At 66.4% G+C, this 26,182-nt stretch carries 28 protein-coding genes; 12 read left to right on the top strand and 16 right to left on the bottom strand.

Features of this window, described 5'->3' with window-relative positions; all coding sequences use genetic code 11:
- Nucleotides 1-222: 222 nt before the first annotated feature.
- The 3 genes from AC0Z6F_RS05420 to grxD all read right to left on the bottom strand — a co-directional run bounded on the left by AC0Z6F_RS05420 (nt 223) and on the right by grxD (nt 4,795).
- On the bottom strand, nt 223-3,471 hold the full coding sequence (locus AC0Z6F_RS05420; protein WP_485617822.1) for a TonB-dependent receptor: 3,249 nt from the start codon (nt 3,469-3,471) through the stop codon (nt 223-225).
- 230 nt (nt 3,472-3,701) lie between these two features.
- Nucleotides 3,702-4,478 (bottom strand): SDR family NAD(P)-dependent oxidoreductase, encoded by a 777-nt coding sequence (locus AC0Z6F_RS05425; RefSeq protein WP_485617823.1) that lies wholly within the window; start codon nt 4,476-4,478, stop codon nt 3,702-3,704.
- The gene (gene grxD, locus AC0Z6F_RS05430; protein ID WP_004152129.1) at nt 4,475-4,795 is read right to left on the bottom strand and encodes a Grx4 family monothiol glutaredoxin; all 321 of its coding nucleotides are present in this window, start codon (nt 4,793-4,795) and stop codon (nt 4,475-4,477) included. Before grxD ends, AC0Z6F_RS05425 begins: the two co-directional genes overlap by 4 nt.
- A gap of 119 nt (nt 4,796-4,914) precedes the next feature.
- Between grxD and AC0Z6F_RS05435 the strand changes: the two genes are divergently transcribed.
- Nucleotides 4,915-5,493 (top strand): superoxide dismutase, encoded by a 579-nt coding sequence (locus tag AC0Z6F_RS05435; protein WP_012510600.1) that lies wholly within the window; start codon nt 4,915-4,917, stop codon nt 5,491-5,493.
- Between the two features lie 78 nt (nt 5,494-5,571).
- Here AC0Z6F_RS05435 and AC0Z6F_RS05440 read toward each other — a convergent pair whose 3' ends face one another.
- The 3 genes from AC0Z6F_RS05440 to purE all read right to left on the bottom strand — a co-directional run bounded on the left by AC0Z6F_RS05440 (nt 5,572) and on the right by purE (nt 7,674).
- Nucleotides 5,572-5,913 (bottom strand): carboxymuconolactone decarboxylase family protein, encoded by a 342-nt coding sequence (locus tag AC0Z6F_RS05440; RefSeq protein WP_004152082.1) that lies wholly within the window; start codon nt 5,911-5,913, stop codon nt 5,572-5,574.
- Between the two features lie 112 nt (nt 5,914-6,025).
- Nucleotides 6,026-7,174, bottom strand: coding sequence for a 5-(carboxyamino)imidazole ribonucleotide synthase (locus AC0Z6F_RS05445; RefSeq protein ID WP_485617825.1), 1,149 nt, complete (start codon nt 7,172-7,174; stop codon nt 6,026-6,028).
- On the bottom strand, nt 7,171-7,674 hold the full coding sequence (gene purE / locus AC0Z6F_RS05450) for a 5-(carboxyamino)imidazole ribonucleotide mutase (RefSeq protein WP_004152080.1): 504 nt from the start codon (nt 7,672-7,674) through the stop codon (nt 7,171-7,173). Before purE ends, AC0Z6F_RS05445 begins: the two co-directional genes overlap by 4 nt.
- A gap of 58 nt (nt 7,675-7,732) precedes the next feature.
- Between purE and AC0Z6F_RS05455 the strand changes: the two genes are divergently transcribed.
- The 4 genes from AC0Z6F_RS05455 to AC0Z6F_RS05470 all read left to right on the top strand — a co-directional run bounded on the left by AC0Z6F_RS05455 (nt 7,733) and on the right by AC0Z6F_RS05470 (nt 10,385).
- Complete coding sequence (locus AC0Z6F_RS05455; RefSeq protein ID WP_032128883.1) at nt 7,733-8,002, top strand: Trm112 family protein; 270 nt, start codon at nt 7,733-7,735, stop codon at nt 8,000-8,002.
- Complete coding sequence (gene nadC, locus AC0Z6F_RS05460) at nt 7,999-8,850, top strand: carboxylating nicotinate-nucleotide diphosphorylase (RefSeq protein WP_485617827.1); 852 nt, start codon at nt 7,999-8,001, stop codon at nt 8,848-8,850. Before AC0Z6F_RS05455 ends, nadC begins: the two co-directional genes overlap by 4 nt.
- A 115-nt stretch (nt 8,851-8,965) precedes the next feature.
- The gene (locus AC0Z6F_RS05465; protein WP_012510595.1) at nt 8,966-9,967 is read left to right on the top strand and encodes a DUF2272 domain-containing protein; all 1,002 of its coding nucleotides are present in this window, start codon (nt 8,966-8,968) and stop codon (nt 9,965-9,967) included.
- Nucleotides 9,968-10,034: 67 nt separating this feature from the next.
- Complete coding sequence (locus tag AC0Z6F_RS05470; protein ID WP_012510594.1) at nt 10,035-10,385, top strand: DUF3301 domain-containing protein; 351 nt, start codon at nt 10,035-10,037, stop codon at nt 10,383-10,385.
- A 153-nt stretch (nt 10,386-10,538) separates the two neighbouring features.
- Here the strand turns inward: AC0Z6F_RS05470 and AC0Z6F_RS05475 are convergent, their stop codons facing one another.
- The 7 genes from AC0Z6F_RS05475 to AC0Z6F_RS05505 form a co-directional block, all read right to left on the bottom strand.
- Nucleotides 10,539-10,991 carry a ClpXP protease specificity-enhancing factor gene (locus AC0Z6F_RS05475; RefSeq protein WP_004152036.1) on the bottom strand — a complete coding sequence of 151 codons (453 nt, stop codon included), beginning with the start codon at nt 10,989-10,991 and terminating at the stop codon, nt 10,539-10,541.
- Nucleotides 10,992-11,075: 84 nt separating this feature from the next.
- A complete protein-coding gene (locus tag AC0Z6F_RS05480) occupies nt 11,076-11,711 on the bottom strand; it encodes a glutathione S-transferase N-terminal domain-containing protein (protein ID WP_004152019.1) in 636 nt (211 codons plus the stop codon).
- 134 nt (nt 11,712-11,845) lie between these two features.
- Complete coding sequence (locus AC0Z6F_RS05485; RefSeq protein WP_153675224.1) at nt 11,846-12,595, bottom strand: cytochrome c1; 750 nt, start codon at nt 12,593-12,595, stop codon at nt 11,846-11,848.
- Nucleotides 12,588-13,847 carry a cytochrome b gene (locus AC0Z6F_RS05490; RefSeq protein ID WP_012510592.1) on the bottom strand — a complete coding sequence of 420 codons (1,260 nt, stop codon included), beginning with the start codon at nt 13,845-13,847 and terminating at the stop codon, nt 12,588-12,590. The genes AC0Z6F_RS05485 and AC0Z6F_RS05490 overlap by 8 nt, the downstream gene beginning before the upstream one ends.
- On the bottom strand, nt 13,847-14,467 hold the full coding sequence (gene petA, locus AC0Z6F_RS05495) for a ubiquinol-cytochrome c reductase iron-sulfur subunit (RefSeq protein WP_004151998.1): 621 nt from the start codon (nt 14,465-14,467) through the stop codon (nt 13,847-13,849). The genes AC0Z6F_RS05490 and petA overlap by 1 nt, the downstream gene beginning before the upstream one ends.
- Before the next feature lie 211 nt (nt 14,468-14,678).
- A complete protein-coding gene (locus AC0Z6F_RS05500) occupies nt 14,679-15,593 on the bottom strand; it encodes a lytic transglycosylase domain-containing protein (protein ID WP_012510591.1) in 915 nt (304 codons plus the stop codon).
- A gap of 46 nt (nt 15,594-15,639) precedes the next feature.
- Nucleotides 15,640-16,608, bottom strand: a complete 969-nt coding sequence (locus AC0Z6F_RS05505) for a helix-turn-helix transcriptional regulator (protein ID WP_012510590.1) — start codon at nt 16,606-16,608, stop codon at nt 15,640-15,642.
- 80 nt (nt 16,609-16,688) lie between these two features.
- Here AC0Z6F_RS05505 and AC0Z6F_RS05510 point away from each other — a divergent pair, with 80 nt between their 5' ends.
- On the top strand, nt 16,689-17,309 hold the full coding sequence (locus AC0Z6F_RS05510; protein WP_012510589.1) for a glutathione S-transferase family protein: 621 nt from the start codon (nt 16,689-16,691) through the stop codon (nt 17,307-17,309).
- A 169-nt stretch (nt 17,310-17,478) separates the two neighbouring features.
- Complete coding sequence (miaB, locus tag AC0Z6F_RS05515) at nt 17,479-18,897, top strand: tRNA (N6-isopentenyl adenosine(37)-C2)-methylthiotransferase MiaB (RefSeq protein WP_012510588.1); 1,419 nt, start codon at nt 17,479-17,481, stop codon at nt 18,895-18,897.
- A gap of 99 nt (nt 18,898-18,996) precedes the next feature.
- Here miaB and AC0Z6F_RS05520 read toward each other — a convergent pair whose 3' ends face one another.
- The 3 genes from AC0Z6F_RS05520 to AC0Z6F_RS05530 form a co-directional block, all read right to left on the bottom strand.
- The gene (locus tag AC0Z6F_RS05520) at nt 18,997-20,109 is read right to left on the bottom strand and encodes an ABC transporter permease (protein WP_485617833.1); all 1,113 of its coding nucleotides are present in this window, start codon (nt 20,107-20,109) and stop codon (nt 18,997-18,999) included.
- Nucleotides 20,106-20,984: an ABC transporter ATP-binding protein gene (locus AC0Z6F_RS05525; RefSeq protein ID WP_004151963.1), complete on the bottom strand. Its 879-nt coding sequence runs from the start codon at nt 20,982-20,984 to the stop codon at nt 20,106-20,108. The genes AC0Z6F_RS05520 and AC0Z6F_RS05525 overlap by 4 nt, the downstream gene beginning before the upstream one ends.
- Before the next feature lie 65 nt (nt 20,985-21,049).
- The gene (locus tag AC0Z6F_RS05530) at nt 21,050-22,000 is read right to left on the bottom strand and encodes an HlyD family secretion protein (RefSeq protein WP_485617834.1); all 951 of its coding nucleotides are present in this window, start codon (nt 21,998-22,000) and stop codon (nt 21,050-21,052) included.
- Between the two features lie 518 nt (nt 22,001-22,518).
- On the opposite strand from AC0Z6F_RS05530, the gene AC0Z6F_RS05535 reads away from it, so the two are divergent.
- From AC0Z6F_RS05535 to AC0Z6F_RS05555, 5 genes are all read left to right on the top strand, one after another.
- A complete protein-coding gene (locus AC0Z6F_RS05535; RefSeq protein ID WP_012510584.1) occupies nt 22,519-23,505 on the top strand; it encodes a PhoH family protein in 987 nt (328 codons plus the stop codon).
- Nucleotides 23,502-23,987, top strand: coding sequence for an rRNA maturation RNase YbeY (gene ybeY, locus AC0Z6F_RS05540; protein ID WP_004151960.1), 486 nt, complete (start codon nt 23,502-23,504; stop codon nt 23,985-23,987). The genes AC0Z6F_RS05535 and ybeY overlap by 4 nt, the downstream gene beginning before the upstream one ends.
- Nucleotides 23,988-24,028: 41 nt before the next feature.
- Nucleotides 24,029-24,637 (top strand): hypothetical protein, encoded by a 609-nt coding sequence (locus tag AC0Z6F_RS05545; RefSeq protein WP_485617835.1) that lies wholly within the window; start codon nt 24,029-24,031, stop codon nt 24,635-24,637.
- 28 nt (nt 24,638-24,665) lie between these two features.
- Nucleotides 24,666-25,223, top strand: a complete 558-nt coding sequence (locus AC0Z6F_RS05550; protein ID WP_004151957.1) for a hypothetical protein — start codon at nt 24,666-24,668, stop codon at nt 25,221-25,223.
- A 64-nt stretch (nt 25,224-25,287) separates the two neighbouring features.
- Nucleotides 25,288-26,169, top strand: a complete 882-nt coding sequence (locus AC0Z6F_RS05555) for a CorC family transporter (RefSeq protein WP_004151956.1) — start codon at nt 25,288-25,290, stop codon at nt 26,167-26,169.
- Nucleotides 26,170-26,182: the final 13 nt, after the last annotated feature.

Raw genomic sequence — 26,182 nt, forward strand, 5'->3', positions numbered from 1 at the left:
ACTGTACTGCCGCCCCCTTAAAAAGCAAAACGGCCGGGAAGCCCGACCGTTGGATGTGTGCTTCCCGCGTTCGCCTTTCCGGGACCGCATCGGCGGCGTTGGCACCGCGCACATTTCTGGATGCTACGCCGATGCCAGGTGACCTGCAAGGACTTTCGACCACACAGGAAAACGGCCGGGTTTCCCCGGCCGTTTTCACTTACTGCTTCAGGCTCTGACGGATCAGAACTTGTACTTCACGGTCAGCTGCATCGACCAGCGCGACACGGCGGTGTTGCCCTTGTCGTTGTTGTTTTCCTGGATCGAGGAATCATCAGCACCGGTGAACGAGTACACGTACTTGCCGGTAGCCGGATCGATACCGGCGAAGTTACCCACGCGACGGGTGGCATAGAAGCCGTAGTCGTCGATCAGACCCCACTTCTTGTTGAGCAGATTGCCGACATTCATGATGTCCAGCGCGATCTCACCCTTGTGGGTCTTCGCGAAGCCCGGGAACTCCTGGCTGATGCGGACGTCGAAGCTATTGACCCACTTGGCGCGGTGCGAGTTCGCCGGCACCGTGCTGCCGCGGTATGCCTCGAGTTCCGGATTCTGCGCCAGCCAGTCGAAGAACTTCTGCTCCATCGCCGCGCCGCCAACGAACAGCACATCACCCGGGCCCTTCGGCACGTAGAACAGGTCGTTGCCGATCGCGCTGTCGCCGTTGGCATCGTTGTAGAACACATAGCTGTACGGACGGCCCGAGCGACCTTCATAGAACAGACCGATGCGGGTGGCGTTGTCACCGAAGAAGTTGTGCTTCCACTCCAGGGTACCGGTGATACGGTCCTTGATCGCATAGCGCGAGTTGTACGCGATGTTCTCGTTGGCGTTCAGGATCTGGGTGTTGTTCCAGTTCGAGGTGTTCTGCGAGCTGGTCAGCGGGCTCACTTCCTTCGACTGGGTGTAGGTGTAGCCCAGCGACCAGCCCCAGTTCTCGGTCAGCGGCTTGGCCAGCGAGAAGGTGGCCTGCGAACCGCGGCCCTTGTCAGTGTTGCGCAGCAGCAGCACGTCACCGATGTTATTCGGACGATAGTTGCGGTTCAGCACACCATTGGTGCCGTTTTCCATACCCAGGTTGTCGCCGGAACGGTTGTCGATCTTGCTGTTGGCCTGGTTCAGGCCCTTGTCGTTCCAGTAGATCTCACGCCCGTCCTGTGCGGACACGAAGGTCGGGCCGTTGCCCTTGCCATTGGTCAGGTCCAAACGCTCGAAGTACAGGCCATCCTTGACCTTGGTGAACAGCAGTTCGGCCGACGCCACGATGCCGTACCACGGCAGTTCGTGATCGAAGGCCAGGTTGGCCTTCCACACCGACGGCAGGCGGGTGCCCGGGGCGATGATGTCGACGTTCTGTCGAGCAATGATCCTCGACGGATCCGGGATGAACGGATTGTCGGCGTCGACGCTGAAGCCACCCGGGTTGCCCGGAACGTTGTACTCAACGTAGTTCAGGCCGGTGTTCTGGTAGGCGCCCGCCAGCCACACGTTCGGAGCAGCACCACCGAACAGGCCCACGCCACCGCGCAGCTGGGTCGGGCGATCGCTGTCGAAGGTGTAATTGAAGCCGACACGCGGCTGGATCAGACTCTTGTCCACCAGCTTGGTGTTGTTGTAGCCATAGAGCGCCTGGATGTCGGCGTTGTACTTGGTCTGGCTGGTGAAGTCCGGAATGTCCACGCGGACACCGAACATCAGGCTCAGGTTGTAGTTGATCGCCCAGGTGTCCTGGATGAACAGGCCGGTGTTCTTCAGGTGGAACTTGGCCGGGATGTCATCCAGGCTGCCGCCCGCGCGCGGAACGCGCAGCTGGTAACCGTTCGCGGTGCCCTTCAGGAACGAAGCCAGATCACGGAAGTCATACGCGCCGTAGAGGTTGCGGCCGTAGAAATTCATCAGGTTGTTGTCGGTGTAATCGAAACCGAACTTGATGGTGTGATCACCGACATACCAGGTACCGGCACCGAAGGCGCTCAGCTCCTTCGACTCGACCAGGTTGGTGTGCGTGTTCTGCTCGGTACCCAGGTACAGCGAGTTGTTGCCGAAGCGCACGCGCATCTGCGGCAGGTGCGAGGCAGCGACACGGTTGGACGAGTAGTCCTTGTGCGAGACCTTGAACTCGGTCGAGAAATTCTCGGACCAGTCGCTGAACAGCTCACCCATCCAGGTTTCGTACTGGGTCGGCTGGGTGTACCAGAAATCACTCAGCGACAGCGCGCTGCTGCTGACCTGCGGGAAGCGGACGACGTCCTGCTTCATCTTGTTGTAGCGCAGGGCCGCACGGTGGTTCTCGTTGATGTTCCAGTCCAGCTTGACCGCGTATTCTTCGATCTCGGTCTTGTTATTCAGGTCGCTGACGCTGCCTACAGGATGGCCCAGTTCCGCCATGCGCTTCTGCACGGCCGAGATGTCGGCATCACTGATACCGCCCTTCGACGGATCCTTGTTGTACGGGCTTTCGCTCAGGCTGACGCCGCCGCCGCTACGCTCGTACTTCTCGTAGTTGGTGAAGAAGAACAGCTTGTCCTTGACGATCGGGCCGCCAAAGGTCATGCCGTAGGTCTTCTCGTCCTTGAAGCCGTTGAAGTCCGTACGGTCACCTTCCAGGCGCGAACGGACCATGTCCTTGTCGCGGTACGAACCGTACACGGTGCCGTGGAATTCGTTGGTACCCGACTTGGTCACGGCATTGATCACCGCACCGGTACCACCGGCGATGGTGGTGTCGTAGTTGGCCAGGTCGATGTTGATTTCCTGGATGGCATCCATCGACACCGGCTGACGCTCGGTCGGCAGGTTGTTGGAGCCCAGGCCGAACGGATCGGAGGCGCTGATGCCGTCGATGCGGATGGCGTTGTAACGGGTGTTCTGGCCACCGGCCGAGATCGCGCCGTCAGCCTTGCTGACCTGCGAGATGCGCGGGTCCAGGCGAATGTAGTCCTGGATGTTTCGGTTGGCCGACGGCAGCGCGTCCATCGTCTCGCGGGTGACGTTGGTGCCGGTGCCCATCTTGGTGGCGCTGAACAGGTCCAGGCCACCCGCGGTGGCGACGACGTTCACGGCATCCAGATTGGTAGCGGCCAGGTCGCCGCCCAGGTTGGCATTGATCGTGTTGACCTGGTTCAGGTTCAGGAAGACACCTTCTTCGGTCTTGGTGCCTTCACCGGACTTGGTGATGGTGATGGTGTACGGGCCACCCACGCGCAGGCCGCGCGCGTTGTAACGACCCGACGCATCGGTGGTAGCACGCGAAACAGTGCCCGACTCGGTGTGGGTGATGGTGACTTCAGCGCCGGCAACAGGCTGGCCTGCAGCGGACATGACCTGGCCGCCGACACCGGCAGAGGTGCTCTGGGCGAAGGCAGGAGCGGCAGCAAGTGCAGCCACGAGACCAAGGGTAAGCTTGGACATCCGGAGTGGGTGAGTCATTTTTCGGTAGCCTCGATGCGAGTTGGCGATGGCGGAAAAAAAGCGCATCCAAGCAGCCTTGCGGGCGGCTGTTCGGACATTTATCTGGGGTTCCCTACCGTGAACGGCAGCTGCCGAAACGGTTAACACTAGATTAACACGCTACGCCACGGATGTGACGGTTGTGCGACAAACGGCACCGGATCGCAACGCAATCGTGACGGGTTCTTCACTCCGTCTTTCCCCGGGACTTACTCGACCGGGTTCATTCCACTGGCGTCAAGGACCTGCCCGCGCCACGCGCCCCCTGCGCTCGACAGCAGGGTCACGGCCGCCGCCGCGGCCGCTTCCGGGCCCTGGGCAGCAGGATCCTGGTCAACGGAATAAGCCCGGGCCCGCAGCGCCGTGCGTAGCGGGCCGGGATACAGGCCGCTGACCCGCACCTGGCTGCGGCCGAGTTCGTCGTGCAGGCTGGCGATCAGGCCGCGCAGGCCATGCTGGGCCACGCCGTAGCCGCCCCAGTAGGCCTGCCCGACCCGTTCCGGCGCATCGACGGCGAATACCAGCGCCGAATCCTCACGCTGCCGCAGCAGCGGCAGGCAGGCCTGGGCCAGCCAGGCCGGCGCGGTCAGGGTGACGTGGACGGCGCGGGCGAAGCTGGCCGGATCGGCCAGCTCGAACGGGGTCAGCCCCGGAAAGTGAGCGGCGCAGACCAGCAGGCCGTCCAGGCGGCCCAGCTCGCGCTGCAGGGCCTGGGCCAGTTCGGCATAGTCGTCGGGGCCGGCCCCCTCAAGGTCCAGCGGGTACAGCAGCGGCTCCGGGCCGGCGGCCTGGACCTGCGCATAGACGCGATCCAGCCGGCGCGGCTTGCGCCCCATCAGGACCACCGTGGCCCCGGCGGCAGCCGCTGCGACCGCTGCGGCACTGCCCAACCCGCCACCAGCGCCGGCAACCAGCACCACACGGTCCTGCAACGGGCGGCCATCGAGCGCCCCGTCCGTCGGTGACGTCGATGGCCAGGCGCTCATCCCTGGGTCGCCTCTTCGACGATGCGCTTGAGCTCGCCGGCTTCGAACAGTTCCATGACGATGTCGCAGCCGCCGATCAACTCACCATTGATGAACAGCTGCGGGAAGGTCGGCAGGTTGGAGAAGCGCGGCAGATTGGCGCGGATTTCCGGCTCTTCCAGCACGTTGACGGTGCGCAGGGTGACGGCGCCGGCAGCCATCAACGCCTGTACGGCGCGGCTGGAGAAGCCACACATCGGGTATTGCGGGGTGCCCTTCATGAACAAGACGAGCGGGTAACGATCGACCTCGGCCTGGATTTGCTGCATTACCGCCACAACCACACTCCTTGCTTCGCCGGACAAACCGACCGCGATGGTCGGCTAGACTGCCCAAGGTAGCCGCCATTGTAAGCCGATGGAACCGGCCGCCGCCGCCCCTTGCCACGAACCCGTCCATGCCCGTCGAATTGCCTGCCCTGCCCTACCTCTCCGGCTCCCTGCTGCCGCACCTGTCCGCGCAGACCGTGGAACTGCACCACGGCCGCCACCATCGCGCCTATGTCGATGCGGTCAATGCCGGGATCCTCGGCACCGAGTGGGAGGAAGCGTCACTGGAAGAGATCGTCCGCCACACCCAGGGCCGGCTGTTCGACGCTGCGGCCCAGGCATGGAACCACGGTTTCTACTGGCAATGCCTGCGCCCACGCGGCGGCGGCGAGCCACAGGGCCGGCTGGGCGAACTGGTCAAGCGCCAGTTTGGCGACGTGCAGCGCCTGCGTGAGGAGTTCAACCGTACCGCACTGGGGCTGTTCGGCTCCGGCTGGGTGTGGCTGGTGCAGCATCCCGGTGGCCAGCTGGGCATTCAAGCCACCCGCAATGCCGGCACGCCGCTGACCGGCGAGAGTACGCCACTGCTGTGCTGCGATGTGTGGGAACACGCCTACTACACCGACTACCAGAACGACCGCGCGCGTTATCTGGACGCGTTCTGGCAGCTGGTCAACTGGGAATTCGCCGAAAGCCAGCTGCGCTGAGGCCATCCGCCGGGCATGGCCCGGCGCTACCACACCCATACCGGTAGCGCCGGGCCATGCCCGGCGACACGGTGGACCTCACGCGCTCTCGTGCGCGGCCACGGCATCCATCACCCGCGCCGAATAGACCAGCGCCGCACCGGCATTGAGCGACACCGCCACGCCCAGCGCTTCGGCGATTTCCTCGCGGCTGGCGCCGTGCTTCAGCGCTGCGTCCACATGTACGGTGATGCAGCCATCGCAGCGGGTGGTGACCGCAACCGCCAGCGCGATCAGCTCGCGGGTCTTGGCATCGAGATGGTTGGTCTGCGCGCCGGCATTGGCCAGCGTCGCGTAGCCCTTGACCGTATCCGGTGAAAGCTTGCCGATCTCGCCGATACGGCCCTTCAACTCCTTGCGGTAGGCATTCCAGTCGAGCATGGCGGTGACTCCAGTGAAAGGAGTTCCACGCTACCACCGGGAGTGTTGCGCCGATGCCTGCACCGGCGCGCCACACCGTTGCATTGCCGGCCAGCGGCCGGCACTACCGGGCTCAGCGGCTGCGCAGCGCGTGTACCGCCGGCGCCACCTGGGCTTGGCGATCCAGCTCCAGGCCGACCTGCTCCAGCGCATCGGCCAGCGCATCGGCATCATCGTCGCGCAGGGTGGCGTGGCCAACCTTGCGGCCATCGCGCGCTTCCTTGCCGTAGTCATGCCAGTGGCCGCTGGCCTGGGCCAGCACCGGCAGCGGGTCGGGCATCGCCCCCAGCCAGTTCAGCATGCAGGCATGGCCGAGCATGCGGGTGCTGCCCAGCGGCAGGCCGAGCACCGCACGCAGGTGGTTCTCGAACTGCGACGTCTCGCTGCCCTCGATGGTCCAGTGGCCGGAGTTGTGCACGCGCGGTGCCATCTCGTTGGCCAGCAGTTCGCCATCGCGGCAGAACAGCTCCAGCGCGAACACACCGACATACTGCAGGTGCTCTGCAATGCGGCGGGCATTGCCGATCGCGGCCTCATGCTCGGCGGCCGACAGCACGGCCGGGGCCACGCTGGCCGACAGCACGCCGTCGACGTGCCAGTTACCAGTGACCGGCCAGGCCTCGAAGCTGCCATCGCGGCCACGCACGGCAACCACGCTGACCTCGCGCTGGAAGGCGACGAAGCCCTCCAGGATCAGGCCGGTGCGTTCAACCTGGGCGCCCAGCGCATCCCATGCCGCGTCGATGTCGGCTTCGCTGCGCAGCCGGAACTGGCCCTTGCCGTCATAGCCGAGGCGGCGCGTCTTGAGGATGCACGGCAGGCCGAACTCGGCGGCCTTCGCGGCCAGCTCGTCACGACTGCGGATGTCGGCGAAAGCCGGCAGCGGGATGCCCAGCTTCTGGAACAGAGTCTTCTCACTCAGCCGGTCCTGGGCCACGGCCAGTGCGGCCGGCGGCGGGTAGACCGGTACGCGATCAGCCAGGAACTGCGCGCTGTCGGCAGGCACGTTCTCGAAATCGAAGGTGACCACGTCGACCTTGGCGGCGAAATCCGCCAGCGCCTGGCGATCATCGAAAGCGCCGACGGTGAGCGGCGCCAGCGGGCCACTGCAGGCGTCGGCCGCCGGGTCATACAGTTCGAATCTCAGCCCCAGCGGCGCACCGGCCAGAACCATCATGCGGGCGAGCTGGCCGCCGCCCAGGATGCCGACGGTCAGGCTCATTGGCGCGGATCGTCGTGGGCCATCACGTCTTCGGTCTGGCGCGCACGGAAAGCGTCGAGCGCCTGGCCGATCACCGGCTGGTCGCTGGCCAGCATCGCCGCGGCGAACAGCGCGGCGTTGGAGGCGCCGGCATTGCCGATGGCGAAGGTGGCGACCGGGATGCCGGCCGGCATCTGCACGATCGACAGCAGCGAATCCATGCCGTTGAGGGCCTTGGACTGCACCGGCACGCCCAGCACCGGCACCGCGGTCTTGGCCGCGATCATGCCCGGCAGGTGCGCGGCCCCGCCGGCACCGGCGATGATCGCGCGCAGGCCACGCGGGCCCGCCTGCTCGGCGTAACTGAACAACACATCCGGCGTCCGATGCGCGGACACTACCTTCACTTCGAACGGAACACCCAGGGCTTCAAGCTTCTGGGCGGCGTGCTGCATGGTTTCCCAGTCGGAGCGGGAACCCATGACGATGCCGACAAGCGGCGCGATCGGGTTGGGGGTCATTGGCCGTCACCTGCCTTAAAGACGTATTCTAGCCATCTTCCACGCAAGACGAAGAACCATGGATCGCAAGCTGCTCGACCTGCTGGTGTCGCCGGACACCCGCCAGCCCCTGTCCCTGCTGGATGGCAAGGGCCTGGAAGCCCTCAACAAGGCCATTTCCACCGGCGCGGTGAACAAGGCCGATGGCAACCCGCTGGCGCAGCCGCTGCGCGAGGCGCTGGTCACCCGCGACCGCAAGCAGGTGTTCCGCGTCGACGATGGCATCCCGGTACTGCTGGCCGAGGAAGCCATCCCCACCGCGCAGATCGCCGACTTCCCGGCCGCATGAGCACGCTGCCGACGCCGGATGCGGCCGTGGTCGCCGCCGATGTCGCACGTGCGCTGGCCGAGGACCTCGGCAGCGGCGACGTCACAGCCGCGCTGTTGCCCGACCAGGCCGACAGCGCCTACCTGCTGTGCAAGCAGGATGCGGTGATCGCCGGCCGCCCCTGGTTCGACGCCACCCATCGCGCACTCGACCCCGATGTGCGCATTGAATGGCGCGTTGCCGACGGCGATGCAGTCACCGCCGGCACCGTACTGGCCCTGCTGCATGGCCGCAGCCGCAGCCTGGTCAGCGCCGAGCGCACCTCGCTGAATTTCCTGCAGACGCTGTCCGCCACCGCCACCACCACCGCCCGCTACGTGGCGGCCGTGGAAGGCACCGGCACGCGCGTCCTCGACACCCGCAAGACCCTGCCGGGCCTGCGCCTGGCGCAGAAGTACGCAGTGCGCTGCGGCGGTGGCGAGAATCACCGCTTCGGCCTGTACGACACGGTGATGCTGAAGGAAAACCACATCCGTGCCGCCGGTTCGCTGGCTGCCGCCGTGGCGGCTGCGCGCCGGCAATGGCCGCAGCTGCCGCTGGTGGTCGAGGTCGAGGATCTGGAGCAGTTGCGGCAGGCACTGGAAGCCGGCTGCGAGCGCATCCTGCTGGATGACTTCAGTCCCGATCTGCGCCGCGAGGCGGTGCGCATTACGGCCGGACGCATTCCACTTGAGGTCTCCGGCAGCGTCGGCCTGGGTGGCCTGCGTTCGATCGCCGAAGACGGCGTGGACTGCATATCGATCGGTGGACTGACCAAGCACGTGCAGGCCATCGACCTGTCACTGAAGCTGGGCCCGCCACCGGGCTGAGGCCGGGGCTGGGGTCAGATCCCTTTTCCTCGGGAAAAGGGATCTGACCCCGATCTCACACCCGGCGTTCACGACGGCACTGCGACGCTGCGGCCATCCCCCACAGGAGCCGCGCATGCGCCGGATGCTCTTGCCTGCCTGCCTGCTGCTGGCAGCCGCCCCCTTGTCCGCGGCTGCCGCCGAAGCCTGCGATGTGCCGCCACGCTTTGGCCTGAGCCCCTTGGCGGTGGCCGTCCGCAACACCGCCTGCAATGAGCATCGGCTCTGGTACCGGCCCTTCATCGACCGCGATGGGCGCGCCGCCAGCCTCAGCGTCACCGAAGCAGAAAGCGACCACCTTGCCGACAACGGCCTGATCGCCTGGCGGCGCGTGGCCGGCTACTGGCGTGACAGCGGCACGCTCAACGCGATGGGCAGCATCGCCGGCGCCAGCAGTTGCCTGGCCCCGCTGGGTACGCGCTACACCGACAGCGACTGCCGCGCCTTCCTGGTCGACAATCCGTGGTCGGCGGCGTTCATTTCCTGGGTGATGGTGCGTGCCGGCGTCCCTGGCTTCAACACCTCGCCGCGCCATATCGACTACATCCGTGCCGCCTACCAGGGCGGCCCGTCAGGCGTGCCCTACCGGCTGGTCGACCCGGCCACGGCCAAGCCAGCGCCGGGCGACCTTCTGTGCTTCCTGCGCGACCGCAGCAGCACGCTCAGCTACAGCGGGCTGGTACAGGCACTGGGCAATGGCTCGGTCGGCCACTGGAAGTCGCATTGCGAAGTGGTGGTCGCGGCCAATCTCGGCGGCGACCAGACGCTGTACCTGGTCGGCGGCAATGTGATGAACACCGTGGCGATGCGCCTGCTGCCGCTGGACCGCACCGGCCTGATCCAGCTACCGCCGGCGCGTGAGCGCAACAGCACCGGCATCGATCCCAGCTGCACGCCGGGCCGCGAGGACGAGTGCAGCTTCAACCGCCAGGACTGGGCGGCACTACTGCAGCTGACCGCAACCGCGCCGTTGGTGATGCCCACACCAACAGCAACGCCGATGCAGCCCGCACCCGCGCCGCAGCCGGTCGTCATGCCGCCGCAACCGCTCTCGGGCGGCGCGCAGCCAACGCGTTGAATCCCGCGCTTGATCCAGCGCGCGTTCGCCGCCATCTTTGCGGGATCGACATCTGACGGCTGACCCCATGCCCACCCTGCTGCTGTTGCTGATTGCCGGCGGAATCATCTATTTCTTCTGGAACGCTGCGCGTTCGGCTGCCGAGCGCGCGGTCGAACTGGGCCGCAACGCCTGCCGTGCCGCCGACGTGCAATGGCTGGACCAGGCGGTGCACGCTACCGGCCTGCGCCTGTCGCGCGGCGAGGACGGCCGGCTCGGTTTCGAGCGCACCTTCAAGTTCGAGTATTCCTACGATGGCATCGACCGCCATGTCGGGCGCATGGTGCTGCGCGGCGATCAGCTGATTTCGTTCACTGGACCGGGTGCAGCACGGATCAGCCAGATCCGTGCGGACGTGGATGATGCCGAGGACATCTAGGCGGTAGCGCCGGGCCATGCCCGGCGAGCGCAGCGGCATCGGTGTGCCGACCAACGGTCGGCACCCACCCCATCTCGCCCCCACAACCTGACGGCACCCAGCGCTACGCCATCAAACGAAAAACGCCGCCCTTGAGGGGCGGCGTCGGCTAGGTTACTTGACCACGCGCAGGTTCGGGCGCCCCTTCGGCGGCGGGTTGGCCGGCGGCGTATCGTCCGGCGGCGTGTCCTCGTCGTGCAGCAGTTCGTCGCTGGTCGGCGCGGTCTCGGCGCCGGGAATGTCATCCGGCAACGCCATGCCCTGCCCGGTCTCGCGGGCGTAGACGGCCAGCACGGCACTGATCGGCACCTGCACCGGATAGCTGGTGCCAGAGAAGCGCGCCGAGAAGCTCACCATCTCGTTGTCGATCATCAGCCGCACGACGGCGCGCTCGGCGATGTTGAGCACGACCCGGCCATCCTTGACCGCCGAAGGCGGGACCTGCACGCCGGGGACGCCGGCGTCGACCAGGATGTGCGGGGTCAGCTGGTTGTCGTTGATCCATTCCACCAGCGCCCGCAGCAGGTACGGGCGGTGGCTGGTCATGTGGAAGAAGTCTTCGGTCATGCGTGAAGTGTACGCGCCCGGCGCCCTGCCGGGGCAGATCGCCTGCACGCCGGTCGGCGTGCAGACGGGTAATCCCGCACGGGATCAGACCGGCAGATCGCGCAGTTTCTTTTCCTGATCGGTCAGGCTGCGGATGAAACCAGGGTGACGGAAGATGCGGTTGCCGTAGTCCTCGATCGCCTTGCCGTCCTTCGGCAGCGGCACATCCAGCGACTGCAGCCGCCAGATGATCGGGGCCATCGCGCAGTCGGCAAGACTCATTTCCGGGTTGAGGAAGAACTTGCTGGCCTTGAACAGTGGCAGCGAGGCCGTCAGCAGTTCTTTCAGGCGCTTGCGCCCCGCTTCGGCCTGGGTCTTGTTGCCCAGCTGGATGGCCTGCACCTGCGGCACCCAGTCGTGCTCGATGCGCAGCATGGCCAACCGGATGCGGGCACGCGACAACGGATCAACCGGCATCAGCGGCGGATGCGGATAGCGCTCATCGAGGTATTCGCTGACCACCGACGCCGCGTACAGCACCAGCTCGCGCTCGACCAGGGTCGGCACCGAGTGGTACGGATTGAGGTCGATCAGGTCTTCGGGTGGGTTCTGCGGATCGACCGGAACGAAATCGAAGCTCACACCCTTGGCCGCCAGGACCAGGCGTACACGGTGGCACAGTACGTCGTCGTTCGAGGAAAACAGCGTCAGTGTATTGCGCATGCGTACGCTCGCCGCCATCAAAGGCTCTCCCACGACAGGAGACCGCCTGCCGCATCGGCGCCGCCGGCACCGTGCCAGCGATCGACTCCTCCCCGAGTGTGCAACCGACCATCACAAAAGCCAATAGGCCCGTGCGATGGCCGGCGGCAGAATCAGTGAACGTCCTTCCAGTATTCCTTCTTCAGCAGGTACAGCAGGAAGGTCAACAGGGCCAGGAACAGGATCACCCACACGCCCAGCTGCTGGCGCTTGAGTGCGGCCGGTTCACCGGCATATTCGAGGAAGTTGGTGATGTCCCGCACGGCCTGGTCGTACTGGCCGGCATCGACCGAGCCGGGGCTGTCGATGCGCAGGCCGGTCACCGGCGGGTCCATGCCGGGGGCCTCGGGCTTGCCGTGCACGGCGTGCTGCAGGCCCTGCATCTCCCACAGCGGATTGGGCATGGAGGCGTTGGCGAACAGCGCGTTGTTCCAGCCCAGCGGCCGGCTGCTGTCCAGATAGAACGACTTGAGGTAGGTGTAGACCCAGTCGCTGCCACGCACGCGCGAGATCAGGCTGAGGTCCGGCGGCATCTTGCCGAACCACTTTTCGGCGTTTTCCTTGGGCATTGCCACCGGGATCGGGTCACCGATCGCCGAACCGGTGAAGTTGAGGTTGTTCATCACCTCCTCTTCGGTCAGGCCCAGGTCCTGCGCCATCCGCGAATAGCGCAGGTACTTCAGCGCATGGCAGCCGGAGCAGTAGTTCATGTACAGCTGCGCGCCGCGCTGCAGCGAGGCGCGGTCACCGAGGTCGTTGCCGGCCTGCAGCAGTTTGGTGCCGCCTTCGGCGGCGGAGGCCAGGAAACTTCCCAGCATCAGGGTGGCCGCCAGGGCCAGCCGGACCATCCAGCGCTCAGTCATGGGTGGTCACCCTCTCCGGTACCGGCTTGGTCTTGTCCAAGCGTGTCCATAGCGGCATGGTGATGAAGAACGCGAAATACAGGAAGGTCAGCACCCGCCCGATGTAGGTCTCATGCGCGTCGGTGCCCGGGCCGGAGCCGATCACGCCGAGCCAGACGAAGCACACCGCGAATACGCCCAGCAGCACCTTCGAGAGCACGCCGCGGTAGCGGTAGGACTTCACCCGCGCGCGGTCCAGCCAGGGCACCAGGAACAGGATGGCGATGGCCGAAAACATCACCAGCACGCCACCCAGCTTGTTCGGCACCACCCGCAACATCGCGTAGTACGGGGTGTAGTACCAGACCGGCTTGATGTGCTCCGGGGTCACCAGGCGGTTGGCCTCGGTGAAGTTGTCGTGCTCCAGGAACAGGCCACCGAATGCAGGTGCGAAGAAGATGATGAAAGCCGCGATGATCAGCAGGAAGCCGGCGCCGACACCGTCCTTGAGCGTGTAGTACGGGTGGAACGGGATGCCGTCGGCCGGTGCGTTCGGCGACCAGCGGTTGCCCTTCGGCCCCTTCTTGATCTCCACCCCGTCCGGGTTGTTCGACCCCACTTCATGCAGCGCGCCCAGGTGCAGCACCACCAGCAACAGCAGCACCAGCGGCAAAGCGATGACATGCAGTGCGAAGAAGCGGTTGAGCGTGGCATCACTGGGCAGGTAGTCGCCCATGATCCATTCGGTCAGGCCGTTGCCGATCACCGGGATGGCGCCGAACAGCGAGATGATCACCTTGGCGCCCCAGAACGACATCTGGCCCCACGGCAGCACGTAGCCCATGAAGGCTTCGGCCATCAGCACCAGGTAGATCAGCATGCCGAGGATCCACACCAGCTCGCGCGGCTTCTGGTAACTGCCGTACAGCAGGCCGCGGAACATGTGCAGGTAGACCACGATGAAGAACAGCGAGGCCCCGGTGGAGTGCATGTAGCGGATCAGCCAGCCCCACTCCACGTCCCGCATGATGTATTCGATGGAGCCGAACGCCTCGGCGGCGTTGGTCTTGTAGTGCATCGTCAGGAAGATGCCGGTGACGATCTGGTTGACCAGCACCAGCAGCGCCAGCGAACCGAAGTAGTACCAGATGTTGAAGTTCTTCGGCGCGTAGTACTCGCTGACGTGCTTGCGGTACACCGGCATCAGGCCCGGTGCCCGGGCATTGACCCAGTCGGCCACGCCGCTGGCGGTACGGCTGAGGATATTGGCCATCAGGCAGCCCCCTGCGGATCGACACCGATGATGATGGTGTTGTCGTCCTGGTAGTGGTGCGCGGGCACCTTCAGGTTGATCGGCGCCGGCACGTCCTTGAAGACACGGCCGGACATGTCGAAGCGCGACTTGTGGCAGGGGCAGAAGTAGCCGCCCTTCCACTGCGGGTCGTAGGGTTCAGGCCGGATCTCGGCGACCATTTCCGGTGAGCAGCCCAGGTGCGTGCACAGGCCGACCAGCACGGAAATGTCCGGCTTGATCGAACGCAGCTCGGGGTTCTGCTTCAGCACGTAGTCCGGCTGCTGGTCCTTCTCACCGGACTCGGGGTCCTTGAGACGGCCATCCAGCCCATGCAGCGCGTCGAGGATGGCCTTGGACCGCTTGACGATCCAGATCGGCTGGCCACGCCATTCCACGATCAGGCGTTGGCCTTCCTGCAGCGCGCTGATGTCGGCCACCACGGGTGCACCGGCAAGCTTGGCCCGCGCACTGGGATTCCAGGATTTGATGAAAGGGACTGCGGTGAATCCGACGCCGACGGCGCCCACCACGGCTGTGGTGGCAGAAAGAAAACGCCGACGTCCGGTGTTGACTGGATCGTGTACCCCATCGTTTGCCATCCGGCACTCCGATATTGATTAGGTAGCTTTAAGGCTGCCAACGGTTCCGGTGGGGGCCAGAGCCGCATTGAATCATGGCCGAGTGTAGCGGAACCGTCGCGCGCCACACAACGCATTGCAACAACATTGATTGCGGGGTTGCCGGCCAGCGGCCGGCACTACCTTTCAAATGAGTGCCGACCAACGGTCGGCACCCACCCGTTAACGGCACCTACTGGTGACTCAGGGCGGTGCGGTAACGCTCGGCCAGCTGGCCGACCCGGCGCACGTAGTACTGGGTTTCGCTGTAAGGCGGCACGCCACCGTGGCGGTCGACCGCACCTTCGCCGGCGTTGTAGCCGGCGGCGGCCAGGGTCAGGTCGCCATTGAAGCGTTTCAGCAGCCACGCAAGATACTGCACGCCGCCGCGGATGTTCTGCCCGGCATCGTAGGAATCACCGACCCCGAAGCGGGCGGCGGTGGGGGGCATCAGCTGCATTAGGCCCTGGGCGCCGGCGCGGCTGAGCGCGGTCGGGTTGTAGGCCGACTCGGCATGGATGATCGCGCGCACCACCGCCTCGTCGACGCCGAACTCGCGTGCGGCCGAGGTGATCTCGCTCTGGAACGCGGTGGTGTTCAAGCGCACCGTGCCAAAGTCCACGCGCGGGTTGACCCCGCAGGCGTAGCAGCGCTCCATGAAGCTGTAGCGGATGGTGCGCACCGGGCCGAGATTGGCCACCTGGGTCGGCCGGGCGCTGGTGTAGTGGCGCACCCCATCCTTCATGAAGGAATAGACCTGCCCGCTGACCATGCGGCCGCCACGTGGGGTGGCCTGGGGCGCGGGAGCAGCTGCAGGTGCTGGCCCAGCCACGGCCGGTGCTGCCGCACTGGCCGCCACAGCGACCGGATTGCGCTCGATGCTGGCCACGGTGGCCGGAGACGGTTTCGGCGCGGAAACCACCGGGCGCGGTGCCGGGCGGGTATCGCGGCTGTAGCTGATGGTGCTGCAGCGGGCCCCGGCTACACGCTTGCTGACATAACTGGTGACGCCGTCGGCACCCTGGCACTTGTACAGGCTGCCGGCGCTGGCCGGCGCAGCGGTCAGCGCAGCGATGATGATCGCCGTTGTCCCCAGTATCCCCTTCATGGCGGCGAGTGTCCCAGCTTCGCCGGAGCTTGCCAAGCGATGCGGCTCAGGCTGTGACCGGCGCCACAGCCAACACCTGCCCCAGCCCAGCCAGGCGCTGCGCCAGCTCGTCGCGCAGACCCGGTGGCGTGGTCCACAGCGCCACCGGCACGCGGTCCAGGCTGAGGATCTGCGCCAGCATCATGCCGCGGCTCTCGGCGCCCATGCGCAGCAGGCAATGGTCGGCGCCATCGGCCTCCAGCACGCCGCACCACGGCGGAATGCGCCCTTCCAGCTCGGCGCGGCTGCCGGCCAGGCGCAGGATCGCCTGCAGCGCGAACGGGGCCTGGCTGACTGCCTGCCGCACCATTACATCCGGCGGTGCCGGGGTGCGTCGGTGCATGCCCGGCTCGGAGCATTCGCGTACCGCGCCCATCCGGTCCACGCGCAGGGTGCGCCAGTCCTGGCGCCCCAGATCCCAGGCCAGCAGGTACCAGCGCCGACCGTAATTGACCAGATGCTGGGCCTCGACCTCGCGCTGGGTCACCGCGTCCTGCGCACTGCGGTACTCGAAGGCCAGCCGCGCCGCCTGCCGGCAATGCAGGGCCAGCCGGCCCAGCAGGCGTGCATCGGTTGACGGAAGATCGGACAGGGTAGCCGTCGCTGCATGCACCTCGCCCGCCTGCTGGCGACGGCGGGCCGGCACCAGCGGGTCGAGCTTGGACAGCAGCCCACGCGCGGTGTCGTCGATCCCGGCGACGGTGGCCGAGGCCGCACGCAGCGCGATGGCCAGGGTGGTCGCCTCCTCCTCGTCCAGCAGCATCGGCAACACCGGCGCGCCGGACCCCAGCTGGTAGCCGCCACCAACGCCGGCCGAGGCCTGTACCGGGTAACCCAGCTCGCGCAGGCGCTCGATGTCACGGCGGATGCTGCGCCGGTCCACACCCATGCGCTCGGCCAGTTCGGCCCCGGACCACTGGCGGCGGGCCTGCAGCAGGGCGATCAGGCGCAGCAGTCGATGGGCGGTATGGCGCATGAAGGATCGAGGACAGAAGTCGTCCGCAATAGTGCCCCAGGATGAGCTCCAGTTCACCACCCACCGCAAGGAGCAATGCCATGACATCCCGCCAGATCACCCTGTACCACGCCGCCCGTTCACGCTCGAGCGGCGCCGTGGCCCTGCTCGAAGCGCTGGGTGCCGACTACCGCATGCAGGTGCTGGACCTGAAGGCCGGCGCCAACCTGGCCCCGGCCTACCTGGCCATCAACCCGATGGGCAAGGTGCCGGCCATCGTCCACAACGGCGCACTGGTGACCGAACAGGTGGCGATCTACCTGTACCTGGCCGACCTGTACCCGGAAGCCGGGCTGGCCCCGCCGATCGGCGACGCCCTGCGCGGCCCCTACCTGCGCTGGATGGCCTTCTACGGCGCCTGTTTCGAGCCGGCGATGATCGACAAGGCAATGCACCGCGAGCCGCCGCCGCGCCTGATGTCGCCCTACAACGACGCGGAGACGGTGCTGCAGGTGATCGAAGCCCAGCTGGCACAGGGGCCGTACCTGCTCGGCGAGACGATGAGCGCCGCCGACGTGCTGTGGGGCAATGCGCTGGCCTGGACCACCGCCTTCGGCCTGGTGCAGCCGGCGCCGGCCACGGCTGACTACATCGCGCGAATGAGTGCGATGACCGCCTTTGACCGTTCGCGTCAGATTGATGCGGAGCTGGCAGCGGCGTAAGCGCACCCGCCGGGCACGGCCCGGCGCTACCGAACGGGGCGGGATGCAGGTAGCGCGGGGCCATGCCCCGCGAGCGCGCAGCGCGGTGCCGTTGGCGTTGCACCGGGCGGACGCTCCGGGATGCGGGTAGAATTGCCCGCTTTCCCGCCACCCGAATGGATTAAGCGCCATGACCGGGACGCCAGACGTCTTTCCGCCCGCCACGCCGGGCGGTACCCCGCTCGTTGCCCTGCCCGCCGGTCCGCGCAAGCCCGACCAGGTGAAAGGCAAGCTGTACATCAAGACCCACGGTTGCCAGATGAACGAGTACGACTCGGCCAAGATGGCCGACGTGCTTGCCGCCAGCGATGGCCTGGAACTGACCGACAGCCCGGACGACGCCGACGTCATCCTGGTCAATACCTGCTCCATCCGCGAGAAGGCGCAGGAGAAGGTGTTCAGCCAGCTGGGCGTGTGGAAGAGCCTGAAGAACAAGGGCCGTGAAGTCATCATCGGCGTCGGCGGCTGCGTCGCCTCGCAGGAAGGCGAAGCGATCATCAAGCGCGCGCCGTTCGTCGACCTAGTGTTCGGCCCGCAGACCCTGCACCGCCTGCCGGAACTGATCCGCGCACGGCGCGAGCAGAAGCGTCCGCAGGTGGACATCAGCTTCCCCGAGATCGAGAAGTTCGACCGCCTTCCCGAGCCGCGCGCCGACGGTGCCTCGGCCTTCGTCTCGATCATGGAAGGCTGTTCCAAGTACTGCTCGTTCTGCGTGGTGCCTTACACCCGCGGCACCGAGGTCAGCCGCCCGTTCGAGGACGTGGTGGTGGAAGTGGCGCAGCTGGCCGCGCAGGGCGTGCGCGAGATCAACCTGCTCGGCCAGAACGTCAACGCCTACCGCGGCCCGTATGGCGACGGCGAATTCGCCGACCTCGGCCTGCTGATCCGCACCATCGCCGAGATCGATGGCGTCGGCCGCATCCGCTTCACCACCTCGCACCCGCTGGAGTTCAGCGATTCGCTGATCGATGCGTTCCGCGACGTCCCGCAGCTGGCCAATTTCCTGCACCTGCCGGTGCAGGCCGGCAGCGACCGCGTGCTGTCGGCGATGAAGCGCGGCTACACCGCACTGGAATTCAAGTCGAAGATCCGCAAGCTGCGCGCGGTGCGACCGGACATCTCGATCAGCTCGGACTTCATCGTCGGCTTCCCCGGCGAGACCGATGCCGACTTCGAGAAGACCATGAAGCTGATCGAGGACATCGGCTTCGACCACAGCTTCTCCTTCATCTATTCGCGTCGCCCGGGCACCCCGGCTGCGGACCTGGAGGACACGATCAGCGACGCCGAGAAGCACGCACGCCTGTCGCGTCTGCAGGAACGCATCAATGCGCATGCCGCCGGCATCTCCGAGAAGATGGTCGGCACCGTGCAGACCGTGCTGGTGGAAGGTCCTTCGCGCAAGAACCCGAACGAGCTGACCGGCAAGACCGAGAACATGCGTTCGGTGAACTTCCCGGCGCCGGCACGATTGATCGGCCAGTTCGTGGATGTTGTGATCACCGAAGCGTTGACCAATTCGCTGCGCGCGCGCGTGGTGGCTGAATAAGGTGTGCCGACCGACGGTTGGCACCTACCGGAATTGATGCCGGCCGACGGTTGGCACCCACCGCGGTAGTTGTGGATGCCGACCGTTGGTCGGCAGGCCTTAATCCAGCCGCTTGCGGAAGCGCAGGATCGCCAGCGTCATCATCACCACGATGAAGGCCAGCAGCGCCAGCGCGTCGTGCCACAGCTCCCACAGCGAGGCGCCGCGCAGCATGATGCCGCGCACCAGGCGCAGGAAATGAGTCAGCGGCAGCACCTCGGCCAGCCACTGCACCGGCCGCGGCATGCCGGCGAACGGGAACATGAAGCCCGACAGCAGGATCGACGGCAGGAACAGGAACAGGGTCATCTGCATGGCCTGGAACTGCGAGCGTGCGCGCGTGGAAATCAACAGGCCCAGCGCCAGGTTGGCCAGCACCAGCAGCACCGCGGCCAGATAGATGTCCAGCAGGCTGCCGCGGATCGGCACCTGGAACAGCCAGGTGCCCAGCACCAATACCAGCGTGGTCTGCAGCAGACCGATGGCCGCATAGGGCAGCACCTTGCCGACCATCAGTTCGCTGCGTGACACCGGCGTGGCGATCAGCAGTTCCATGTTGCCGCGCTCGCGTTCGCGCACCACCGCCACGGCAGTGAACATCACCAGGGTCATGGTCAGGATCACCCCGATCAGGCCCGGCACGATGTTCACTGCCGAACGCCGCTGCGGGTTGTAGAAACTGGTCACACTGATCGGACCACCGGCGATGCTGCCTTCGCGTAGTGGCCGCGTGTTGCTGGTCGGTCGTGTCTCCAGCGGCACCTGCGCCAGCTGGATCGCCGCGCTCTGCACCACCGTGTCACTGCCATCGACCAGTACCTGCACTGCCTCGCGTCCATCGAAGCGACGACGCTCGAAGTCGGCCGGCACCACGATGCCGACACTGATTTCGCCTCGGCGCAGCGCCTGCATCAGCTCATCAGGCGTGTAGGTGTCGCTGCGCGGCGTGATCACACCGGTGGCGACCATGTCCTGCACCAGCGCGCGTGACGCCGCACTGTTGGCCTGGTCGGCGACACCGGCGTCGAGGTGGCGCAGATTGAGATTGATCGCATAGCCGAACAGCAGCAGCTGCATCACCGGAATGCCGATGATCATCGCCAGCGTGATGCGGTCACGGCGCAGCTGCCGCAGTTCCTTGAGCATGATCGCCCACAGCCGGCGCAGGTTCATGCCGCCGGCTCCCGGCCGCGGCCGCGGGTGGCGGCCACGAAGACGTCTTCCAGGTTCGGCGCCACCGGCTCAATGCTGGCCTGCGGATCGGCACCGGCCAGTGCATGGCGCAGCTCAGCGACATCTGCCATCTCCTCACTGCACAGTACGCGCAGCTGAGTGCCGATCTGCGCCACGCTCAGCACGCCAGGCAATGCGGCCAGCGCGCGGCTGGCCTGGCGCGGCTGCGTCGAGGTGACCTGCAACGTGCGGCCTTGCAGCTGTGCACACAGCTGGTCCGGCGTGCCGTCGGCCACCAGTGCGCCACGGTCGAGGATCGCCAGCCGGTGGCAACGCTCGGCTTCGTCCATGTAGTGGGTCGACACCAGCACCGTAGTGCCCGCGTCAGCCAGCTCGAACAGGGCCTCCCAGAAGTCGCGGCGCGATTCCGGATCGACCGCACTGGTCGGCTCGTCCAGGAACAGCAGTTCCGGCCCATGTATCACCGCACCGGCCAGCGCCAGGCGCTGCTTCTGCCCACCACTGAGGGTGCCGGCCAACTGCGGCTGCCGGTCCTGCAGGCGGTACTGCTGCAGCAGCGCTTCGATCCGCTGCCGCGCCTGCGCACGTGGCAGGTCCTGGATGGCGGCGAGGAATTCCAGGTTCTCGCGCACCGACAGGTCTTCGTACAGCGAAAAGCGCTGGGTCATGTAGCCGATGCGCCGGCGCAGCGCCTCTGCCTGCTCCGGCACCGCCAGGCCCAGCACCTCGATCTGCCCGGCGCTGGGTTCCAGCAGGCCGCACAGCATGCGGATGGTGGTCGACTTGCCAGAGCCGTTCGGGCCCAGGAAGCCGTAGACCTGGCCGCGCGGCACGGTCAGGTCGACGTTGTCCACGGCCAGAAGTTCGCCGAAGCGACGCGTCAGCCCTCGTGCGCGGACCGCGATGTCCTCACTGGTGTTCAGAAGCGCACCTGCACCGGCAACCCGGCCGGGAGCTTGCGCATGTCTGCAGCCTCGTCCACTTCGATCTCGGCCAGATAGCTCAAGCGCGCGACGTCGTCGCCGGTCAGTGCGTAGTACGGCGTGAACGAGGGCTCGCTGCGGATCGAACGCACGCGCCCTTTCAGCACGGTGCCGCCCCCTTCCAACTGCACCTGTGCGGCCTGCCCAACGGTGACCTGCAGGCGCAGCGGCTGCGGCAGGTAGACACGCGCGTAGGGACGCTCGCCGACCAGCATCACCGCCAGCGGTGCGCCGATGGGGGCCTGGTCACCCTGCCGGTACGGCAAGGCATCGACCACGCCATCGCGTGGCGCGCGCAGCTGCAGCTTCTGCAGGTTGACCCCCTGCACGACCTGTTGCGCCTGTGCGGCTTCGGCGGCGGCCTGGCCCTGGGCGATGTCCTGCGCGCGGCTGCCGTGCACCAGCTCCAGCCAGGCCTGCTCGGCAGCACGCACGCTGGCCTCGGCATTGCCGGCGGCGGCGCGCGCGCGATCCAGTTCGGCGGCGGCGATCAGGCGCTGCTGCGCCAATGGCTGCACCCGGAGGTAGTAGGCACTGGCCTCGGCCGCCTGTGCGCGCAATGCGGTCAGCTGTGCCTGTGCCTGCGCGATCTGCTCCTGGCGCGGCCCGATCTTCAGTTCTTCCAGCTGCGCCTGCGCACGCGCCGTGTCGGCCTGAGCGGCAGCGAACTGCGCGTCGCCGCGGGCCGGGTCGAGCTGCATCAGCACCGCGCCGGCCTTGACCTGCTGGCCTTCGTGCACGTCCACCGTGGCGATTACTTCGGCTGCCGGCGCCGGCACCGTGATCCGGTCCCATTCCAGCGTGCCCAGTGCGGTGGGCGGTGCCTGCCCACACCCTGCCAGCAGACCGACGCCTACCAGCCCAAATCGACGCATGCCATTGCCCATATCCGTGCCAGCCCCTCCTGCGACGGCGCTACGGTGCCATGTGCCCCGTGCACCCACAATGATCCCGATCAGCCCTGGCGGTTTTTTCACCACGGCGTGGCGAAGCCCTTGCGACAAGGGTCTGAACCACCTATCCACAGGTTGATTCAGCATCATTCCACAGCGGGTGTGGAAAACCGGCTCGGCACGGTCCCGTTGCTCGCCTGGCAGTGGAACCTGCGCTGCCATCACGATGAATCCCGGAGTGCATGGCGGAACGCTGCGATGTGCCCTCCTCACGACGCGCCCGTCCTGTCGATGCGGGAGCCCTTACGGCCGTGACGATTTTTTCACCAGCTTCTCATGAGGCTTGTGGCACAAGCACTGCAGAGGTCTATCCACAGGTTTCCTCAGCTCCCGTCCACACCGGGTGTGGAAAACGCTGTATCGCCCTCCTTCTGGCCGTGCGCCCCGTGCGCGCGCTACCCTTGTCCTCCCTGAATACACTGCGGTGGAAGGCTTCCGCCCCACCCAAGGCAATGAAAAGCATCGATCATCGAGACTTCACCCTGTCGCCGGAAGACAACGAGCGATTGGCCAACCTGTGCGGCCCCTTCGATGGCCACCTGCGCCAGATCGAGCTGAAGCTCGGCGTGGAGATCGCCAACCGTGGCTTCGTGTTCCGCATCAGCGGGCCGAACGAGGCCATCGCCGAGGCGCAGAAGCTGGTCGAGGCGTTGTATGCCGAAGCCGGCGAGACCACCTTCGACAACCACGCCATCCATCTGCGCCTGGCACAGGCCAATGTCGAACAGATCGCAGAGCGCTCCTACGAAGCACAGGACGTGGCGATCAAGGTCAAGCGCGGCACGGTGCGCGGACGCGGTGCCAACCAGAGCCGCTACCTGCACCAGATCGCCAGCCACGACATCAACTTCGGTATCGGTCCGGCCGGCACCGGCAAGACCTTCCTGGCCGTGGCCAGCGCGGTCGAAGCTCTGAATGAATCGAGGGTGCAGCGCCTGATCCTGGTGCGCCCGGCGGTGGAAGCCGGCGAGAAGCTGGGCTTCCTGCCCGGCGACCTCAGCCAGAAGGTCGACCCCTACCTGCGACCGCTGTACGACGCCCTGTACGAGATGATGGGTGTGGAAAAGGTGGTGAAGCTGCTCGAGCGCAACGTCATCGAGATCGCACCGCTGGCCTATATGCGGGGCCGCACGCTCAACGATGCATTCGTGATCCTGGACGAAGCACAGAACACCACCATCGAGCAGATGAAGATGTTCCTGACCCGCCTGGGCTATGGCTCCACCGCGGTGGTCACCGGTGACCTGACCCAGACCGATCTGCCCAAGCATGTGAAGTCCGGCCTTCGCGATGCCATCGATGTGCTGCGCGAGGTCGAGGGCGTGAGCTTCACCTTCTTCGAATCCCGCGACGTGGTCCGTCATCCGCTGGTGGCGCGTATCGTCAGTGCCTACGACCGCCGCGACCTGCATCAGATCCAACCTGGAGCGACTCCATGACCCGTGGTCCCGTGCGACTGGACGTCGCCGTCAGTTATGCCCTGCCGCGTGCCGGCCTGCCGGCGGCCGTCAGCTTCCGCAAGTGGGTGGCCGCTGCGCTGAAGGGCCGCATCCGCGAGGCCGACCTGGCCATCCGCGTGGTCGATGCCAAGGAAGGGCAGTCGCTGAACCGCCATTACCGTGGCAAGGACTACGCCACCAACGTGCTCAGCTTCCCGGCCGACGTGCCCGAAGGCCTGCCCAAGGGCGTGAAGTTCCCGCTGCTGGGTGACCTGGTGATCTGTGCACCGGTGGTGGCCCGCGAGGCCGACGAACAGGGCAAGGCGCTCAACGCGCACTACGCGCACCTGACCGTGCACGGCGTGCTGCACCTGCTCGGCTGGGACCACGAGGACGACAAGGAAGCCGAGGCGATGGAACAGCTGGAGCGCGAGATCCTGGCCGAGCTCGGCATCGCTGACCCGTACGCTGGCGAGCGCTGAGCGGGACACGCCCGTCGCCAAGAATCACGAGAGGAACAAGGATGACCTTGGGAAACGGCTCAATGATGTTTGTGATCGGCGCCAGCTTGTTCGCCATGCTGCTGGTGCTGGGCGCGTATGCCGTGCGCTGCATCAGCACCCGCGATCCCGCCGGCAGGCACTGGCTGCCGCGCAGCCTGGCCCTGCTCTCGCCCGTGTGCCTGCTGGCCGGGCTGGCGATCGGCATGATCGGCCCGCACCTCAGCGGACGGTTGGAACCGGCCCATCTCCCCGGTCTGCTTGAAACGTCGATGGTGCTGACGCTGGTGGGTGCACTGACCCTTCCGGTCCTGTGGCGGATGATCCTGCACCGCCGCCTGGGCCGCTCCGTGAACGCGCTCCCGTTCTTCCATGCCAGCCGCACCTCGCTGCTGGTGCTGTTCGTGCTGGCCGCGATCTACACGAACGTGGCCAGGACAGCCGCAGCGGAACTGATGCCCTGGCTGACCAGCCAGGGCCTGTGGCCGGCCGTGGCACGCATCGCAGGGCAATCGATGCAGATCGCCATGCTTGCGGTCGTGCTGACCCTGTCGCTGATGGTCGTACGGCGGGCGATGATCGGTTTCCTGCGCCTTCTCACCTGGCCGTTCAGGCGCTCGCCGGAGCTATGATGGCGGCCCCCGCCTGCGGAAACCGCTCGTGTCACTGCGCTGCTGCCTGCCCCTGCTGTGTGTCCTTGCGGTCCCGTCGGCCTTCGCCTCCAGCCTGGACCTGCCGGCCCTGATCGAATGTCGCCAGGGCGTGGCCGAGCAGGCCGCGCTGGCGCCGCTGCTGGCCGATCCGCTGAAGGCCGTGGCCCAGGGCCTGCAGCCGCTGCCGCAGGGCAACCAGTTCATGAGCGAGTTCCGGCTGGCCAGCCCGATCACCGTCTTCGGCCAACAGACCGAGCGGGTGGCGGTGGCCGGCGCCAGCATCATGGCGGTGCTCGACCAGGCCGACCCACGCCCGCTGGCCAAACGGCTGGAATTGGAGACCGGCTACGACCAGGACGGCAAGTTCATGGCCGGGCGCGAGCTGGTCAGCCGCGACGTGACCGACCCGAAGACCGGCGAGGCGCAGATCGAGTCGATCATCCTCAGCATCTCCACCGTGGCCTCCCACCCCGGCAAGACCTTGGCCGGCTGCACCTACAGCCTGGACCTGCCCGAGGATGAGCCGGCCCCGGCCGCCCCAACCCCGGCCACCGGCAGTCACTGACAGGCCGCCACATCCTGCTAGACTTGGGTCAACGCCCGGCCTGCCGGGTGCCTTTTTTCCAGAGATGTCAGAAGACGACAGTAGTAGCTCCCCTGCGGAGCACAGTGAAAAGAAGCGCGGCTGGCTTGAACGCCTGACCTCCGCCTTCTCCGGCGAACCCCATACCCGCGACGAGCTGGTCGCTGTCCTGCACACCGCGCAGGAAGAGGGTCTGATCGCCGCCGATACCCTGAAGATGATGGAAGGCGCCATTTCGGTGGCCGAGCTGACCGTGGGCGACGTGATGATCTCGCGTTCGCAGATGGTCTCGCTGCCGGTCGAAGCGCCCTTCCTGGAACTGATGAAGCAGGTGGTCGAATCCGGCCATTCGCGCTTCCCGGTGCACGGCGAGAACAAGGACGACATCCTTGGCATCCTGCTGGCCAAGGATCTGCTGCGCGGCGTGGTTGCCGACAACGGCCCGGCCAACGTGCGCGAGCTGCTGCGCCCGGCGGTGCTGATCCCGGAAGCGAAGAAGCTCAACGTGCTGCTGAAGGAGTTCCGCCTGTCGCGCAACCACATGGCCATCGTGGTCGACGAGTACGGCGGTGTCGCCGGGCTGGTCACCATCGAGGACGTGCTGGAACAGATCGTCGGCGACATCGACGACGAGCATGACGAGGCTGAAGATCCCTCGGCGCAGATCGCCATCCAGTCCGACGGCCAGTACGTGGTCGACGCGCTGACCCCGATCGGCGACTTCAACGAGCGCTTCGGTGCCACCTTCTCCGACGAGGACTACGACACCATCGGTGGCCTGGTCACCGAGGCCGTGGGCCATCTGCCGGAAGTCGGTGACGAGCTGGCGCTGGACCGTTTCATGTTCCGCGTGGCCCGCGCCGATGCGCGCCGGGTGCAGGCCTTCCACGTGACCGTGCTGCCGCCGGACGCGCAGGACGACGCTTGAAGCGCGGTGGCCT

Source organism: Stenotrophomonas sp. 1L-E-5-B-C3, assembly GCF_057292075.1.

What these genes read in the sequence shown, in the direction of transcription:
- AC0Z6F_RS05420 (WP_485617822.1), bottom strand. Translation starts at nt 3,471, where the DNA reads ATGACTCACCCACTCCGGATGTCCAAGCTTACCCTTGGTCTCGTGGCT.
- AC0Z6F_RS05425 (WP_485617823.1), bottom strand. Translation starts at nt 4,478, where the DNA reads ATGAGCGCCTGGCCATCGACGTCACCGACGGACGGGGCGCTCGATGGC.
- AC0Z6F_RS05435 (WP_012510600.1), top strand. Translation starts at nt 4,915, where the DNA reads ATGCCCGTCGAATTGCCTGCCCTGCCCTACCTCTCCGGCTCCCTGCTG.
- AC0Z6F_RS05440 (WP_004152082.1), bottom strand. Translation starts at nt 5,913, where the DNA reads ATGCTCGACTGGAATGCCTACCGCAAGGAGTTGAAGGGCCGTATCGGC.
- AC0Z6F_RS05445 (WP_485617825.1), bottom strand. Translation starts at nt 7,174, where the DNA reads ATGAGCCTGACCGTCGGCATCCTGGGCGGCGGCCAGCTCGCCCGCATG.
- purE (WP_004152080.1), bottom strand. Translation starts at nt 7,674, where the DNA reads ATGACCCCCAACCCGATCGCGCCGCTTGTCGGCATCGTCATGGGTTCC.
- AC0Z6F_RS05455 (WP_032128883.1), top strand. Translation starts at nt 7,733, where the DNA reads ATGGATCGCAAGCTGCTCGACCTGCTGGTGTCGCCGGACACCCGCCAG.
- nadC (WP_485617827.1), top strand. Translation starts at nt 7,999, where the DNA reads ATGAGCACGCTGCCGACGCCGGATGCGGCCGTGGTCGCCGCCGATGTC.
- AC0Z6F_RS05465 (WP_012510595.1), top strand. Translation starts at nt 8,966, where the DNA reads ATGCGCCGGATGCTCTTGCCTGCCTGCCTGCTGCTGGCAGCCGCCCCC.
- AC0Z6F_RS05470 (WP_012510594.1), top strand. Translation starts at nt 10,035, where the DNA reads ATGCCCACCCTGCTGCTGTTGCTGATTGCCGGCGGAATCATCTATTTC.
- AC0Z6F_RS05475 (WP_004152036.1), bottom strand. Translation starts at nt 10,991, where the DNA reads ATGACCGAAGACTTCTTCCACATGACCAGCCACCGCCCGTACCTGCTG.
- AC0Z6F_RS05480 (WP_004152019.1), bottom strand. Translation starts at nt 11,711, where the DNA reads ATGGCGGCGAGCGTACGCATGCGCAATACACTGACGCTGTTTTCCTCG.
- AC0Z6F_RS05485 (WP_153675224.1), bottom strand. Translation starts at nt 12,595, where the DNA reads ATGACTGAGCGCTGGATGGTCCGGCTGGCCCTGGCGGCCACCCTGATG.
- AC0Z6F_RS05490 (WP_012510592.1), bottom strand. Translation starts at nt 13,847, where the DNA reads ATGGCCAATATCCTCAGCCGTACCGCCAGCGGCGTGGCCGACTGGGTC.
- petA (WP_004151998.1), bottom strand. Translation starts at nt 14,467, where the DNA reads ATGGCAAACGATGGGGTACACGATCCAGTCAACACCGGACGTCGGCGT.
- AC0Z6F_RS05500 (WP_012510591.1), bottom strand. Translation starts at nt 15,593, where the DNA reads ATGAAGGGGATACTGGGGACAACGGCGATCATCATCGCTGCGCTGACC.
- AC0Z6F_RS05505 (WP_012510590.1), bottom strand. Translation starts at nt 16,608, where the DNA reads ATGCGCCATACCGCCCATCGACTGCTGCGCCTGATCGCCCTGCTGCAG.
- AC0Z6F_RS05510 (WP_012510589.1), top strand. Translation starts at nt 16,689, where the DNA reads ATGACATCCCGCCAGATCACCCTGTACCACGCCGCCCGTTCACGCTCG.
- miaB (WP_012510588.1), top strand. Translation starts at nt 17,479, where the DNA reads ATGACCGGGACGCCAGACGTCTTTCCGCCCGCCACGCCGGGCGGTACC.
- AC0Z6F_RS05520 (WP_485617833.1), bottom strand. Translation starts at nt 20,109, where the DNA reads ATGAACCTGCGCCGGCTGTGGGCGATCATGCTCAAGGAACTGCGGCAG.
- AC0Z6F_RS05530 (WP_485617834.1), bottom strand. Translation starts at nt 22,000, where the DNA reads ATGGGCAATGGCATGCGTCGATTTGGGCTGGTAGGCGTCGGTCTGCTG.
- AC0Z6F_RS05535 (WP_012510584.1), top strand. Translation starts at nt 22,519, where the DNA reads ATGAAAAGCATCGATCATCGAGACTTCACCCTGTCGCCGGAAGACAAC.
- ybeY (WP_004151960.1), top strand. Translation starts at nt 23,502, where the DNA reads ATGACCCGTGGTCCCGTGCGACTGGACGTCGCCGTCAGTTATGCCCTG.
- AC0Z6F_RS05545 (WP_485617835.1), top strand. Translation starts at nt 24,029, where the DNA reads ATGACCTTGGGAAACGGCTCAATGATGTTTGTGATCGGCGCCAGCTTG.
- AC0Z6F_RS05555 (WP_004151956.1), top strand. Translation starts at nt 25,288, where the DNA reads ATGTCAGAAGACGACAGTAGTAGCTCCCCTGCGGAGCACAGTGAAAAG.